This window comes from Paenibacillus campi (assembly GCF_034659835.1).
Classification (GTDB): Bacteria; Bacillota; Bacilli; order Paenibacillales; family Paenibacillaceae; genus Saccharibacillus; species Saccharibacillus campi.
Map to the genome: position 1 here is coordinate 834,526 of NZ_JAXSQZ010000002.1, position 16,116 is coordinate 850,641.

General features: G+C 46.6%; 11 protein-coding genes. All 11 read left to right on the forward strand.

The genetic code is table 11. The annotated features are described in order from the left end of the window. Positions 1-11 precede the first annotated feature (11 nt). On the forward strand, positions 12-1,118 hold the full coding sequence (locus U1I11_RS08750) for a pyridoxal phosphate-dependent aminotransferase (RefSeq protein WP_322905685.1): 1,107 nt from the start codon (positions 12-14) through the stop codon (positions 1,116-1,118). Next, positions 1,115-2,113, forward strand: a complete 999-nt coding sequence (locus U1I11_RS08755) for an NAD-dependent epimerase/dehydratase family protein (protein ID WP_322905686.1) — start codon at positions 1,115-1,117, stop codon at positions 2,111-2,113. Before U1I11_RS08750 ends, U1I11_RS08755 begins: the two co-directional genes overlap by 4 nt. Beyond that, complete coding sequence (locus U1I11_RS08760; protein WP_322905687.1) at positions 2,049-4,442, forward strand: peptidase M16 family protein; 2,394 nt, start codon at positions 2,049-2,051, stop codon at positions 4,440-4,442. The genes U1I11_RS08755 and U1I11_RS08760 overlap by 65 nt, the downstream gene beginning before the upstream one ends. Continuing rightward, positions 4,432-5,679, forward strand: a complete 1,248-nt coding sequence (locus tag U1I11_RS08765) for an MFS transporter (protein WP_322905688.1) — start codon at positions 4,432-4,434, stop codon at positions 5,677-5,679. The genes U1I11_RS08760 and U1I11_RS08765 overlap by 11 nt, the downstream gene beginning before the upstream one ends. Continuing rightward, positions 5,619-6,275, forward strand: a complete 657-nt coding sequence (locus tag U1I11_RS08770) for an NADPH-dependent FMN reductase (protein WP_322905689.1) — start codon at positions 5,619-5,621, stop codon at positions 6,273-6,275. Before U1I11_RS08765 ends, U1I11_RS08770 begins: the two co-directional genes overlap by 61 nt. A gap of 215 nt (positions 6,276-6,490) precedes the next feature. Continuing rightward, positions 6,491-7,948 carry an N-acetylmuramoyl-L-alanine amidase family protein gene (locus U1I11_RS08775; protein WP_322905690.1) on the forward strand — a complete coding sequence of 486 codons (1,458 nt, stop codon included), beginning with the start codon at positions 6,491-6,493 and terminating at the stop codon, positions 7,946-7,948. Between the two features lie 436 nt (positions 7,949-8,384). Further along, positions 8,385-9,071: an endonuclease III gene (gene nth / locus U1I11_RS08780; protein ID WP_322905691.1), complete on the forward strand. Its 687-nt coding sequence runs from the start codon at positions 8,385-8,387 to the stop codon at positions 9,069-9,071. A gap of 63 nt (positions 9,072-9,134) precedes the next feature. After that, complete coding sequence (locus U1I11_RS08785; protein WP_322905692.1) at positions 9,135-9,413, forward strand: NAD/NADP transhydrogenase alpha subunit; 279 nt, start codon at positions 9,135-9,137, stop codon at positions 9,411-9,413. A 148-nt stretch (positions 9,414-9,561) separates the two neighbouring features. Then, on the forward strand, positions 9,562-9,726 hold the full coding sequence (locus U1I11_RS08790; RefSeq protein ID WP_322905693.1) for a hypothetical protein: 165 nt from the start codon (positions 9,562-9,564) through the stop codon (positions 9,724-9,726). Then, positions 9,701-13,804: a dynamin family protein gene (locus U1I11_RS08795; RefSeq protein WP_322905694.1), complete on the forward strand. Its 4,104-nt coding sequence runs from the start codon at positions 9,701-9,703 to the stop codon at positions 13,802-13,804. Before U1I11_RS08790 ends, U1I11_RS08795 begins: the two co-directional genes overlap by 26 nt. Positions 13,805-14,197: 393 nt before the next feature. After that, positions 14,198-16,111, forward strand: a complete 1,914-nt coding sequence (locus U1I11_RS08800; RefSeq protein ID WP_416235602.1) for an ABC transporter ATP-binding protein — start codon at positions 14,198-14,200, stop codon at positions 16,109-16,111. The last annotated feature ends 5 nt before the right edge of the window (positions 16,112-16,116 follow it).

Below are 16,116 nucleotides of genomic sequence, written 5' to 3' on the forward strand. Positions count from 1 at the left end.
AGGCAAACGCCATGCACATAAATCGATCCGAAACCGTACTGGATTTATCATTTGGTGATATTCGTGGAGGACCGCATCCAGCGATCCGAAAGTATGTTTCAGAATTGGCTTTGGATGTGTGGGAAGGATATGTGCCATCAGGTGGATTACGGGAGCTGCGTGAACGATTAGCTGAACATTTGCAAAGTGCTTATGAACATACAACGATTACGGCTGATCATATTATGGTTACAAACGGTGCGTCTGCAGCGCTTGCAGTCATTTATTCGTTGCTGAAAAACAAAACGGTGCTCATTCCCAATCCAGGTTTTCCGCTGTATCATAAATTGTTGTCCCAAATGGATATCGCTTATGAACAATACCCACTCCATACGGAAAATAATTGGAGCGAAACTTTGCTGATGTTAGAGCAGAAGTTACAGCAAGGAGCAAGCGCGGTCATTTGGAATTTTCCTAACAACCCTTTAGGTATCGTGCCACCGCCAGAAGTTGTAGAGCAATTTTGCGCTTTATGCAAAACGTATAAAGCGTTATGTATTTCAGATGAGGTATATCGTGATTTTGCTGGCGGACAACCATTTTATAGCCCTGCTCGATGGTTACCTGAGCAAACGTTGTTAGTGTACAGTTTTTCTAAAGCATTTGCGATGGCTGGCGCGAGATTGGGCTGTATTGTCGGTCATCCGCTCATGATTCGTACATTAATGAGTCGTAGTTGGAATACGAGCATGTCGGCTCCATCCTTTTCGCAACGAGCCGCATTATATGCGTTAACTTATTATGCAGATTATCCATGTACATTGTCAGCACAAATTTTAGGCACAATAGAAAAAGCACATCAGTTGCTGCGTAATGCCAATGTCCCGTTCTATGCTTGCAAAGCTGGCATATTCGTTTGTTTGGATATTAGCCAACTGAATGTGAGTGCTGCTGAGTTTGCGGTGCTGATTTATAAAAAATATCAAATTTTAGTAATGACAGGTAGCGAATTTGGTGAGCAAGCACAGCAAATGATTAGGCTTAGTATGGGGGCGGATGAACAGCGCGTTTTGTGTGCAGTACAGAACATAAGTCATCTCTATCATGAGATCATTACCAATCAGGAGGCTATAACATGACGGTATTGATTATAGGTGGTGGGTTAATAGGAAGCCATATTGCGCAAAGTTGTCTTGCCCAAGGTTACAATGTGAGAGTGGTTGGGTTTCATTTGGAACAGAATTATATTCAACAAGTGTCAGGGATAGAGCCCTCTGCTATGACGGATATAGCGATCGGTACGACAGAACAGTTGCTGCAGCTTTTTCAGCAATATAATATACGGCAGTTGGTCATTGCAGCCGGTTCGATGCATGATACTTTTGCAAAACACGCCGGTATTGCCGTGATGAATGAAGCGAGATTGATGATGTCGGTGTATGAAGCTTGTGCAGTTTTGCCACCGGAACATTTGATTTACATAAGTTCACTCGCTGTCTATGGTAAAGCTACCAATAGACAAGAGGATGTATTGCCTGTGCCGGTGAGCGCATATGGTATTTCCAAGCTATACAGTGAGCAATTTATAACTAGATTGGCTGTCGAGACATCGCTACATGCGACTATTTTGAGACCTGTCGGCGTGCTAGGACCGAACCCAGCCAAAAGCGGCAATTGGATGAGTACGGCGATCAATCGTTTGTTCATACAATCGGCTTCGGATTGGAGTGCATTCCGTCAATTACAAACAGATTTGGAAATGATGGATGTTCGTGATCTCGCCTTCTTTGTTGCTTATTTACTGGGCACAAAGCCGCTAGTACAACGAGCAGATGCGCAATTATTAAATATAGGTTCAGGAAAGATAGTGTCTCCAAGGCAGCTTTATTATGAATTGGAACGATTTTTTGGTATTGCTCCGAGCACTTTACTTTACCCTAATCAAGCTGGAGAGGCATCGCTCTTACAACCATTGCCTATTCAAAAAGCAATAGACAACTATAATTATCGACCAAGGTATAGTCTGTTCGATTCACTTCAATATATTGATCAATATTATGGAGGGCATTATGGGGACACTAACCGAGGCGACAACATTGAATTGGGAAGAACTTCCTTATCGAACAACGGGTAAACTAACTTTTTATTATCCGGTCGGTGCTGCGTCTGCGATGGTGCCAGGTGTTGCTCATCTGTTGGAGCACCTGATTGCGAGTCGGATCGCTCCTTTCGTAACAGAGATTACAGCGAAAACGACGCGCGATTTGACCGAATTTACGATGATTGCAACTGTAACACAGTTAAAGCAGGTGCTTCATTTTTTGAGCACTTTGTGTCAGCTACAATGGAATGAAGATGAAGTACAGCGAGAGATTCGGATTGTGCTGCGCGAACTAGACCAGTTTTATTTGAACACCAGGCTTGTATATTTGGAACAATTACAAGCTGCCGTCTTTGGCGGTCACGGTTATGGGTGCAGCATTTTGGGCAATAAAGATAGTCTCAGTGAGATTACAACAGAGTGTTTGAATGCGTATACTCGTGCCTATCCAGCACCTATAAAAATAGAAGGCAGTGCACCGTGGAACGCAAACGACATGCTTGACTATATGCAGCCTTATGTGCAGCAATGGCATGTTGGTAGCATGGAGCAGCAGACGGATTTTAGCGAGCATCGGTATGGTGGGTACGCCCTTTTTGATTCAAGCGTCATAGCGCATGACGCTCGCTCGATTGATTTGCAATGTGGTGGATGGAGATTGAACGACAATAAAGCTATTACACCGTCTGCGGCTTCCATGCTAGTGGCGATTTGGCAGAAACGATTTGACTCGTCTAGTTATGCCAATCGTACAAACATCCATATACGAATGTTTATGTACGAGCAGGCGGGAATTATTACATTTGACTCATCGACTGCAACGTTTGCCGTGTTTGAACAACAGATACCGCAATTGTTGTCATTGATGCAAATACCTATTACTGAAGCTGAATATAAAAGCGCTGAATTAAAGCTTATCATCGAATATGTACGTAAACGAGAAAATTTGCTGACAAGACCCGTATTGGATTGGAGCAATTGGCAACAGCAATTACTCGATCTACAGCAACTTCAATTTGCATCCCAGCTTGTCATCGATCAATTAAAGCGATCTATTATGGTAGGTCTTAGTACTGATCGATCTATATTATCCACGTACCAGCCATATACTTTGTTGCATACAAATGAATCTAAACAGCTTATGTCGCAGAGGATGTATACCCATTCCGATCAAAACCGAGTTCGTTTATTAAGCGGCATACGGGTAAACGAATATAGTCAGCCCCAAAAATTTTTGGCGAATCAAGAGGGCGCTTCCTTTTGGCAACATGATCGGTTGTGCAGTGGTGAAGGATGGTCGTCCAATACGCCTTATTTTCATATGACATACACGCCTTTAGCTGAGCGCTATCATATGTTATACCGCATTGGATCGCCACGTTTGCTGCAAAAAGCTGATTTGCCCTCAAAACTATATGCAAATGGAATGATAGAAGCGATTCGTTATGAAGGAAATGAGACGATCATCCATCTTTCTTTTTTCCGAGCTATTGATGTTTTACATTCGATTCAATCTATGTGTTCCGCCATTCATTTGCTACCATATGATGCAACAGAGATAGCTCCTGTTTCTGTTCGTCCAAAAAGACTCGAAGATGATTTGAAATGGAATGTGTATGAAGCGTTAAAAGACAATGATCTCGTCCATTGTTCCGCAGATCAAGGACTGTTGTTAAAAGGGATCAGCCTTGCTGCTGCTTTACCATCCGCCATGCAGATCGAGATCAAAGATGCCGTAAAAAAGACCTATGAAGTACAGTCTTTGAATTCAGCTTGTTCTAACGACATAACATATGATAGGACGGATCGTTGTTTAGTTAGCTATGAAAGCAATTGGGATGGAATTGCTGTTGTATATCCTATTCCGTTCATAAATAGAGCTACTTTTATTGTGCAAGAAGCAGCATTTGGATTGACCGAGCAAGATATGGATACATTGGAGAAAAGAGTTCGTGAAGACGGACTCGCCTACCGAATCGTACAGAGCATTATTGTATCAGGATCGCAATATTATCATTATTTTGGCGTACAATGCGGTAAAAATGAACGGCTCGCTTTTGTTGCGGTTGTGAAGCGATGGTTGATCGATTTGCAGGGACGAACCGATTGGCTGGAGAAGTGGGCGCGTACACGTTGGGGACATCATAACGCCAAACAATATTATTCAGTCAGCCAGTTTTTGCGTGCTGCGGATCGGCTTGTTTATTATGATGTGATTCAGAACAAGTATTCTGCACACGATACATTGCCCAATATCAATAGCTCCAATACGCTTGTCAGTTACTTGCAACATATGGTTGCTCAACAACCTGTACTCATTTCATTTGAGTGTTCAGAGAATGGAGGTCGCTATGAATCGTAATATTGCTTTGTTATGGTTAGCCAATACGACTTCTCTGTTTGGAACGTCCATTTATACACTTGCTTTAACATTGTTATCGCTTGAATATACACAAAGTGCATTAGGAGCAGGTGCGGTTTTATTTGCATCTGTTATTCCTTATTTGTTTATTGGGATGATTGGTGGAGCGGTTAGCGATCGTTTAAATCGCCAAAAGTTAATGGTGTTTTGCGATCTGGCGCGAGGCGTAATTACATTATGGATTCCGATTGCACATCAATTAGGCGTATTAAATGTTGCGCAAATTGTTATCGTTAGCTTTCTGATTACGAGCTTTCGTGCCTTTTTTCATCCAGCCAATCAAGCTAGTGTTCCGTTGTTAGTTAATGACAAAAATGAGCTGAATAAGGTTAATGCGTATATGGGTTCTACCGAAAATTTGAGTTTAATGCTAGGTCCTTCGCTTGGAGGTGTATTGTTGCTGTTTCATTTTGATGTGGCTAATTTGCTCTATATAGATAGTTTGAGTTATATGCTTTCAGCTTTGTTTATTTATTTTATTCAATATCCTGCTTTCGCTCATACAAAGTTAACGTGGAACAATATGTGGAAGAAAGATAATATTTTGTATGATGCATGGCTTGGGCTTACTTTTATATGCAAAGGAAATCGAACTATTTTTATTATGATGATCGCTTTTGCGCTTCAATTGTTAGTTGGTGTAGGTGTATTGCAACTTGGCATTCCTAAATTGTTGCAATTTATTGGTGCTGGTGGTGAGCAGAATTTGGGGTTTGTAATGTCTGCTGTTGCTTGTTCCGCGATGGTGTCTTCTTTGGCATTAGCCCAGCTTACGATCAAACAACATGTGAAATGGGTTTTTATGGGTTATGTGATCCGTTGTGTAGCGTACATTATGTTGGCGTACGCTAATCAGATGACGATGATTGTCATCGCTGCTTGTATACTCGGACTAGGAAGTACGATTTCTGGAACGAATATGACCACTGTATTACAAGTGCAATCCCCTACCAATATGTTGGGTAAAGTAATGGCTGTGCGTTCCAGCATTGGCAATGTAGCGGACGCTTTTGCCTATTTGGTAATCGGTGGACTGTTATCCGTGTTCAGTTTTGCCACTTCATTGTTTATAGTCGCTGTTTATTCATTCATTACAGCCATTGGATTGTATTTGGTTTGGTTCAAAACAAATCATATTCAACAACAAACGGTCAACACGACTGTGAATTTACCTTAACTTTATCGATTAAAGGAGTGAACAAAATGCCACATGCTTTGCTGATTTGTGGAAGTTTAGCCCAAAACGCACATACCCTTGCCTTATTGCAGTATACGGAACAACGTCTGCAACAAGCCGGATGGACGACGCTTATTTGGAATTTACGCCAAACGCCATTACCGATGGTTGATCCTGCATATCATCATGATCCGCATCTTTATCCAGATGCGGTCGTGCAACGTTTTATTGAATGTGTACAACAAGCGGATGCGATTATAGTAGGCTCGCCCAATTATCACAATTCTTATTCAGGCGTTTTAAAAAATGCGTTGGATTGGACGAATATGGACATATTTAAACAAAAAGTAGTCGGGTTAATGGCTAATGGAGGTGGGCTACGAAGTACGCAGCCATTGGATCATCTTAGAATTGTCATACGAGGATTGCTCGGTTTGGCGATTCCTGCTCAAGTAGCTGCTTGCAATAGCGATTTTGTGATTGAAAATGAAAGCTATTTGCTGCAAAATCCGGATATCATATTGCGCGTAAATACGTTTGTGGAACAGTTAATTACTTATTCAAGCAAGTTTATACGTAATGAATCTACAAAATGATATCGTACAGACCGATGTACATAGTTATATCGGTCTGTTTGTGTGCCAGAATTTACGAATACGTTAGAAGTCAGCTTATAAGGTTGAAAATGAAGCTTGGAATTATTCGCAACTTTTAATAGGCAGGAGCGTCTAACTAATCGTCTGGTTATATTTTGCCGGTACAGCCGTGCTAGGTAGTTCGGTAATCAAAATGAGAATGGTAGGGGTGAAGAATGAAGAAGTTTGGTTTTTTATTGTTTTTGTTTGTGTGTTTGTGGTCCTTTCCCCATCTCGGTGAGGCCGCCACTAGCACAAAAGTTGTACTGAACGGCCAGGAGCTTAGCATTCCAGAGGACGTGCAGAATATGCAAGGTTCGGTAATGGTGCCGATCCGCGTAATCTCCGAAAATCTGGGGTATAAGGTACAGTGGAATCAGTCCCAGGGACGCGTCATGATCGATGGCGAGGGCAAATCGATTCAACTGTTTATCGGCAAAAAAGCAGCTTCGGTTGGCAACAAAACGTATGATTTGAACACCGCACCGGTCGTTCAAAAAGGTACGACGCTTGTACCGATCCGTCTCGTGAGCGAGCAGATGGGCATCGGCGTAGATTGGAACAACAGCGACAAAATCGTTACACTATCAAGTACAGATACAGGTACTGGTACAGACACAAGCACCGGCGGAGGAACGAATTCGGGATCAACGACAGAAGATGCCGAAAATGGTCTTGCACTGGTGAATGGGATCAGCTTTAGCGAAAGTCGTTTACTGGTGACACTCAGTAAAGGCGTAACGCCAAAAGTATCCAAAATGGATGCTCCGAATCGGATCGTTATCGATTTGCCGGCAACCGATTTTAGCAAAGCATTTATTGCACAGGATCAAAACACAAGTGTGGACGGAATTTCCAGTTTGAACGTAGTGAACAATGATAATGTATCTCAAGTGAGATATTCCCAGTTCAGCTCTGATCCGTCTTCGATCCGTCTCGTAATCGATTTGAAAAACAAACAAAATTATGAAGTGTTTACGGAAGGCAGTCTGTTGATTGTCGATCTTGTCGCCGACAATGGTAAACCGGCTCCAACACCGCCTGCAACACCACCTACAACAGGCCCAACACAGCCTGGAACAGGCGTTGGCACAGACGGCAAAAAGGTGATCGTGATCGATGCTGGTCACGGCGATCAAGACCCAGGTGCGATCGGTTCGCAAACGAGTGAGAAAAGACTCAACCTCGGACTCGCACTCAAAGTGGAAGCATTGCTGAAAGACGATCCGAGTATCGACGTTGTACTGACACGCTCGGACGATACATTCTTGCCGTTAAAAGAACGCGTGAAAATTGCCGAGAAGCTGAACGCAGATGTGTTTGTATCGATTCATGCTAATAGTGGCAGTTCATCCGCCGCTTCCGGTACGGAAACGTATTATCAGCGTACTAGCAGCAAAAAGCTGGCACAAACGATCCACAAATATTTGGTCGCGGCAACCGGCTTTAAAGACCGTGGTGTACAATACGGTAACTTCCATGTCATCCGTGAAACGACAATGCCTGCTGTACTGCTGGAAGTTGGCTTTATTAGCAACCGTGCAGAGGAATCCAAAATGATGGATTCTGCCAAGCAAGATCAGGTCGCGGCTTCGATTGTGAAAGGGATCAAAGAATACCTTGGTGTATTTTAATCGGTATGAAATGAATCGATATTTATCATAAGTTGGCTCGCTCCCGGTGTGTTGGCGCATATAGCGTATACACTGAGCGTGCCGCCGATGATGGAGTCGTTAGCGCCTGCTCTCTGCGTGCAATACGTAGGGCAGGCGCTATTTTTTATGAACAGCAGTAGGCGATGTCTGCAAACTCCACCGCAACACAATCAAGCGCCGGAAATGTACGTATTAAATCATTGTATGAACGCACAATAAAATTACTGAAATTTCATGTAAAGTTTGCGTGCAATTACAGCCGGAACATGATAAGATACGAATTGTATTGTCATTGAAGATGGAGCACCAGAGTCTGAAACATAACGGGCAATCCCATCATCAGGTCCCGTGAGACGATACCGTCTGCAGCACGATTGCACTCGTGTACAGGCGGTTTTTTGCAGGAGGAATGAAAATGAATGCCGCTACAGTAAGACATATTCTGGATACGCTCGCCGGCATGTTTCCTGATGCGCACTGCGAACTTAATCATAGTAATGCCTTTGAGCTAACGATTGCGGTGCTGCTGTCCGCCCAGTGTACCGATGCGACCGTTAACAAGGTGACAGTTGATTTGTTTCAGAAGTACCGGACACCACAAGATTACGTGCGTGTGCCGCTGGAGGAGCTGGAACAGGATATACGGCGGATCGGCTTATTTCGAAGTAAAGCGAAGCATATTCAAAACCTGTGCCATATTTTAATTGAGAAGTACGGTGGGGATGTGCCAAGTGAGCACGATCTGCTCGTTCAGCTACCCGGAGTGGGACGCAAAACGGCGAATGTCGTGGTGTCCAACGCTTTTGGCGTGCCTGCATTTGCAGTCGATACCCATGTGGAACGGGTATCCAAACGACTCGGTCTCGCAAATTGGAAAGACAATGTCATGGAAGTTGAGCGCAAGCTGATGAAGCGGGTGCCGCGTGAGGAATGGACGCTTTCGCATCACCGCTTTATCTTTTTTGGCAGATACCACTGTAAGGCGCAAAATCCCGCCTGTCAGGTGTGCCCGCTGCTCGATATTTGCCGCGAAGGCAAAAAACGGATGAAAACATCCCTGGTCGTCAAGAGCAAAAAGGCAGCCAGGCCGAAAAGCTCCTGACTAAGGGCAACCCGCCGACCAGGGGAGAAAACCAATACTACACATAAAAAGAGGTCGAACGTTATGAAATGCATTTCCGTCTACACAGACAACTTTGAACAATTCTCGGATATTTTTGAGCAAATCGTAACCGAGGAAATCGCTGAAAATGAAGAAAAAGTAGTTGAAGGCATTGCGGTAAATTATTCCGGTGACGTACCGGAGCATTATATCGAGCGTATGGCACAAAAGCGTGATGTCGTTGTGATGAAAGACAAAGGCAGAGGCATTACGATTTTGCAACACGGCAAAATGTTCGAAATTCTTGTCCCGGTTGCTGAAGCTGAAGTTAGCTTGATTTAAGCAAGAGGATGTCATGGGCGGTCTGCGCATAAAGCGTGCAGACCGTCTTTTTTATACATAATGATGCGGGCGGAAATTAAAAAATGAACTGTTTCCGATCCAAGTTATACAGTGATACAATAGATGAGGATGAAATGATTAAGGATAAATGAACACCGAACGAGCGGACGGCTGTTACCAACGTGTTGGCGATCGGCAGTCAGCGTATTCGTGTCAGTATAACGAGGCAGCGGAAGTACCGCATGCAGCGAGTAGAGAAGATCAAGAAAGTGCGGAGGGACATACGGATGCAAGCGATTACAACGGAAAATGAACAATCTTTTGAACTTGTGCTGGAGCGGCTGGAAGCGGAGCTGCGGCAACAAGGAAATACGGCAGCAGCGCGCAAAGCGGGCGAGCTGCGTGACAAGTACCGCTCACAAGAGCTGGTGCTCGCTTTTTGCGGTCATTTTTCGGCGGGCAAGTCCAGTTTGATGAACTGGTTATGCGGTCATCAGGTGCTGCCGACAAGTCCGGTGCCGACGACAGCGAATATCGCTTCGATTCGCTGCGGTGAGCCGCATGTGATTGTGCATACCCATGATGGTGGCACATTACAGATCGGTTTGCATGAATTAGAGGCGTATTGCAAAAATGGTGGCGATTACGAAGCGGTAGAGCTATGGGACGATATTCCGCTATTGGGCGAGCATGGTGTGCTGCTGGACACGCCGGGGGTTGATTCTACCGATGATGCGCATGAAGCGGCGACGTATTCGGCGCTGCACCGTGCGGATGTTGTCTTTTATGTGATGGATTATAATCATGTGCAATCGGAGACGAATTTGTCGTTTGCACGCACATTGTATGAACGTGGGAAGCCGCTTTATTTGATCGTTAATCAGATCGATAAGCATGAGGAGGAGGAGTTGCCGTTTGCGGACTATCGGCGCGGGGTAGAGCAGGCATTTGCAAGACGTGGCATTCAGCCTGCTGGCGTGCTGTACGTATCGCGCATGGCACCCAATCATCGCTATGGACGATTGGAGCAGCTGCGTGAGCTGATCGCGGAGCTATTGCATGATTATCAGCCGCTGCTGCGTTATAGCCTGTCGCAAGCAGCATGGGAGCTGGCGGAGGAACATCGCAAATGGCTGCGTGAGCAGCTTGGCGATGTTGATGATAGGGAACAAGATGGCGTAGATGATGACGAATTCGATCATATGTCGTTTGATTTGGAGGCGGATAATCCGCAGTCAGAAGGCGATGATGAACACGTATCGTCAGCACATAGCGACGAGCTATCGCCGTCGGCACAACAACAGTTAGAGCAGCTGCGTGAGCAAGCGCAAGCGTTGGGCAAGCAATTGACTGTGCTCAAGGATCAATGGGCATGGGAGATCGGTCGTTTGGTCGAACAGGCGAATATTACGCCTGCGGATGTGCGCGATTTGGCACAACAGTATTTGGAAGGCGAACGTCCTGGTTTTAAAAAAGGTCTGTTTGCATCGCGCGACAAAACGATGCAGGAACGTATTCGCCGTAAGCAGCAGTTTTTACAAGCGTTTCGTGAGCAGGTCACCGCTAATCTGGATGTGCATGTGCGCGCATTGCTGCGCGGCTGGAGTATGGAATATGAGCTATGGAATGAGGCGCAGGAATCTGAGCTGACCGCATCATTGCCACAGATCAGTGAACATGATATCGCGGCTGGTGCAGGTTCAGATATGGCGATCTCCGGTGAATATGTGCTGAATTATACGCGTGCATTGCGCGAACAGACCGCTGCCCGTTATCGGCGTACTGCACTGGAAGCGAGCGATCGCCTGATCGCGCAGTTGCAGCCGTCTATCGAAGCGCAGCAGACCCAGCTTCATGGGCAAATTGCGATAGCTGAGTCGCGCTTGCAGCGCTTGACCGCTACACTTGAGCGCGAACAACAGCAGCAACGCCAGGATGAAGCGGTACGCCAATTGCTGCCGACACGCGAAACAGGCGTGCCGGAATGGTTGCCTAAGATCGAACGGATTGGCATGGATGAGGCTGCTGTCCAGCTTGGGCGAAATGAATCGAATTCGAGCGTGCCGAATGATGCCAATCGGTCGAGCATATCCGCTGCGGCAATAGCACGTTCAGCCGCAGCCGTACAGCCTCAATCATCTGCTTATCAAAATGCTGCAACAGCAGAGCAGGATGGAATAATCGCTGCCTCTGTCAATCAAGGCATGAAGACACAACAGTCAGCAGAAGTTGATTGCGCAGCAGATGGAGCCTATACTGTCGATGCTGACGCATTTAATGCTATGACAGCAGCGGATAAAACAATACCTGATTCTGATGCAGCAAGCGACGTTGCAGCAGCGCAACAACGCGAACAGCGCGCTGCACTAGCGCATGATCAAACAGCAGCGTTAGTTGCAGCTGCTCCAAGTGCAGCAAGCGACCCGAACGTTCATGCACAGACAACCGCTGCTGATCCATCCGTAATCGAAGCCGATCCAAGCGATATCAGTGCGCCACCTGCCGATCGCCGTACCCGTCTGCTGGCGACAGCAGAGCAGCTTCGTAAGGCAGCAGGTTGGATCGATGGCATTGCTGGTCTGACATCGCAAGGAGCGGAACTGCGTCGCCGTGCGGCGGTGATGGAAAATGGCAAGTTTACACTTGCCCTATTCGGTGCATTTAGTGCAGGCAAATCATCGTTTGCCAACGCGTTGCTCGGTGCATCGGTGCTGCCGGTATCACCGCATCCGATGACGGCGGCGATTACGCAAATTATGTCGTCAGAGCCGGAACGTCCACATGGCACAGCGGTCATTTATATGAAATCGGCACAGGAATTGCAGGAGGACATTAGCGGAGCGCTGCGTCTGCTCGGGCTGCCGGATCGTTCGCTCGACCAGGATTGGAGCCGTGCTGTGCACAATTTGTCACCGGCGCGCATTCATCCGTCTGCGCGTGCGCATTATAACTTTGTCGTAGCGGCAGCGGCTGGTTGGGAAGCGGCGCGTCATAAGCTGGGACAAGATTTGATCGTCGATATGCAGCAATTCCGCGGTTATGTATCGGAAGAACAGCAATCTTGTTTTGTGCGCAGCATCGATCTGTATTACGATTGCCCGCTGACGGCGCAAGGTATGGTGCTTGTCGATACGCCTGGCGCCGATTCTGTCAATGCACGCCATACCGGCGTTACGTTTGAATATATGAAAACAGCGGATGCACTCGTGTTTGTAACGTATTATAATCATGCGTTTACCGCTGGCGATCGGCAGCTGCTGGAACAACTTGGACGGGTAAAAGGCAGTCTGGCGCTGGACAATATGTTTTTTATCGTCAATGCTGCTGATCTTGCCTCGTCAGAGCAGGAAAAGCAGCAAGTCGTGCAGCGCATTGAACAGGAATTAAATGGTGCCGGCATTCGTGAACCGCATATTTATGCGCTGTCCAGTCGCCGGGCGTTGCAAGGGCAAGATGAAGGCTTTGCGGCGTTCCGTCGGCACTTTATGAGCTTTGCCGATGATACGCTTGCCGGGTTAGCGATCCATGCCGCGCACGAGGAACTCGGTCGTATTCGCGATATCGTCTATTCATGGCAGGAAGCGGCAGAACGTGGAGAGCAATATCGTGCCGAGCGTATTGTGCAGTTGCAGCAGGAGAAGGAGACGGCAAGTCGCACGATCGATGCGCTTGCCGAAGCCGACCCGGATCGCCGTGTGCAGGAGGAAAGCACAGAGCTGCTGTTCCATGTGCGCCAGCGGCTAAAGCTCAAGACGCTTGACTGGATTCCGGAAATTTTCAATCCGGCACAACTCAATCAGGAATCCGCTGATCTGAAAGCGGATTTTGCCGCCTGTGGACGTGAGTTGCAGCGCAGGCTTGGGATTGAGCTAGAGCAGGAAGTGCTGGCGACGACGTTACGGATGGAGAAGGCAGCTCGTCGTCTGATCGCTGATCGGATGCAAACGTACGGACGAGAAGCGGAAAAACAAGCGCCAGGGCTTCGTTTCTCCACCGTCGAGCCAGAAGATTGGAAAACGCCGGACATTTCCGCACTGTTATCGAGCAAGCCGCTGGATTGGAAAACATTTTGGCCGCTATTCCGCAATCCGCGGCAGTTTTTCGAGCAAGGGGGACGTGACAAGCTGCGCCAGCAATTGACCGCCGAGCTGGACGGTATGGTCGGGCGTGCGCTGGACGAACAACGTGACGGATTGGCTCATTATTATATCGAAGGTCTGAATATTCGTCTTCAGCAAACGGCAGCCGAGCTAAAACGGCGGATTGCCGAATGGGCGCAAGGGACGGAAGCATCGTTACAGATGGCAGACGGCCCGGAGCATTGGGCACAACTTGGCGAACTGCTGTACAGCTTGCAACCGATCGCTATGACAGAAGCGTTGGAACGTTAAGCCGTAGCATTAAATTGACAAAAATACGGATACGATACCAAAAAATGATAGAAGGAAGCTTCCGATGCTGGCGGCTTCCTTCTTTTTATATGTAAACATGTTCCTTATTGTTATATTAAAATAGCGTAAAAACGTGTTTATATTTTAAAATTATAGCGCTTTTACTTTCTGTTTACAGAGGCTAGTTTACAAAATAACTGATCCGTGAATAATCAGCTGGTATCAGGAGAATTTGGCATGATTTCATTAGAATCCGTTTATTAGTTAACAATTATGAAGCTACGTTGCGAACGAGGGCTGTAAATGGGGATTTATTCTCTTTGCGGGTCAAATGCGGCGGTGGTAAGCTTCATTATGCTAATTAACCTGACAGGAGATTGAAGGAGGAACACTATGGACGTTCTCAGGCAATTGCAGGACTTTTATCGCGAACGAAGGAGCTATCTGTATCTTTCCATCCTATGTCTTGCAACCGCTACCGCTCTCGGGCTGGTCTATCCGAATCTGCTCCGATACTTGATTGATGACATCATTAGGCTGAAGCAATTCAATCAAGTACCGATGCTGGTCGTTACCCTGTTTGCGGTGACGATTGTCAAAGCACTTATGCAGTTTTTACACGGTTTTTTTGGCGGAAGATTAGGCAATTATCTCGCTTACCGTCTGCGTAATGCTTGTTATGAAAAACTTCAGTTTCTGTCCTTCCGTTACTATGACACCGCCAAAACGGGAGACTTGATGTCACGGCTTACCGGTGACCTGGAAGCGATCCGTAACTTTATCGGATTCGGTTTTGCCCAGCTTCTGAATGTGTTTTTGATGGTCATTTTTGGCGCGGCAGTTATGTTCTCGCTTAACTGGCAACTTACCCTCATTACGCTCATTTCGATTCCGTTTCTCGTGTATGTCGCTTTACGATTTGAATCGCGCATTCATCCAGCATTTCAGGAAATGCGTCTGGCATTAAGTTCGCTAACAACAGCTGTACAGGAAAATATTACAGGCGTTCGTACGGTCAAAGCGTTCGCGCGTGAGCCGCATGAAGTGGACAAGTTTTCGCTGCGCAATGAACGGTATCGTACGAATCAGATTTTCACGTCCACACTGTGGAGTCGTTATTTTCCGGTGATGGAGCTGCTCGCTTCGGTTTGTATCGTTATTTTGCTCGGTTTTGGCGGGACGCTTGTCATTCGTGGCGCGATGACGCTCGGTGAGTTGGTCGCTTTTTTTACGCTCATTTGGTACATTATCGGGCCGATGTGGGGGCTTGGTTTCCATATTAACAACTATACCCAGTCTAAAGCGTCGACAGAGCGTGTATTGGAAATTTTGAATCAGCCGATTGATGTGATCGATAGTGAAAGTGCGCGTCCGCTTCAGCACGCGACGATGAAAGGGCATGTGCAATTCGATCATGTCACATTCGCTTATGGCAATAAAATGGCGGCGGTCGTCGATATTAATCTCGATGCGCCTCCCGGTTCGGTGATCGGTCTGCTCGGTGGTACCGGCTCTGGCAAATCGACGATTATTCAGCTGATGATGCGTGCATACAATGTCAATGAAGGCAGTATTCGTATTGATGGCACCGATCTTCGCGATCTTCGCATCGGTGATTTGCGCGCCAGCATTGCATCTGTATTTCAGGAAACGTTTTTATTTTCATCGACGATCAAAAACAATATCGCCTACGGCATCGATGAGGTAAGTATGGATGACATTATCCGTGTCGCCAAGCTTGCAAAAGCGCATGATTTTATTATGGAAATGCCGGGCGGCTACGATACGATTGTCGGTGAGCGTGGACTTGGCTTATCCGGTGGACAAAAGCAGCGCCTTGCCATCGCCCGTGCGCTGCTGAAAGACCCGAAAATTCTCATTCTTGATGATGCGACCAGTGCGGTCGATATGGAAACCGAGCATGAGATTCAGTCTGGTTTTCAAGAGGTAATGCGCGGGCGGACGACATTTATTATCGCCCATCGTATTTCGTCGCTGCGTCATGCCGATGAAATTTTGGTGCTGCAAGAAGGTCGTGTCATTCAGCGCGGCAAGCATGAAGATTTGATCAAAGTGCAGGGACTGTATCAAGATACGTATCATGTGCAGTATGCCGATCATATTCAGCGTGTGGAAGAACAGCATCGTCTGTCTGGGCAATCAGCGCACGATTCGACCAGGCAGAACGGCAATTATACAGACGTTCATACAAACGATTCGCCTGCTGGTGAGCAGGAAGATAAGGCGCTGTGGAACGACCGATCCGATGCGGCGAGCAGCAGGGAGCAGGTGAGACATCATGAGTAATCCAT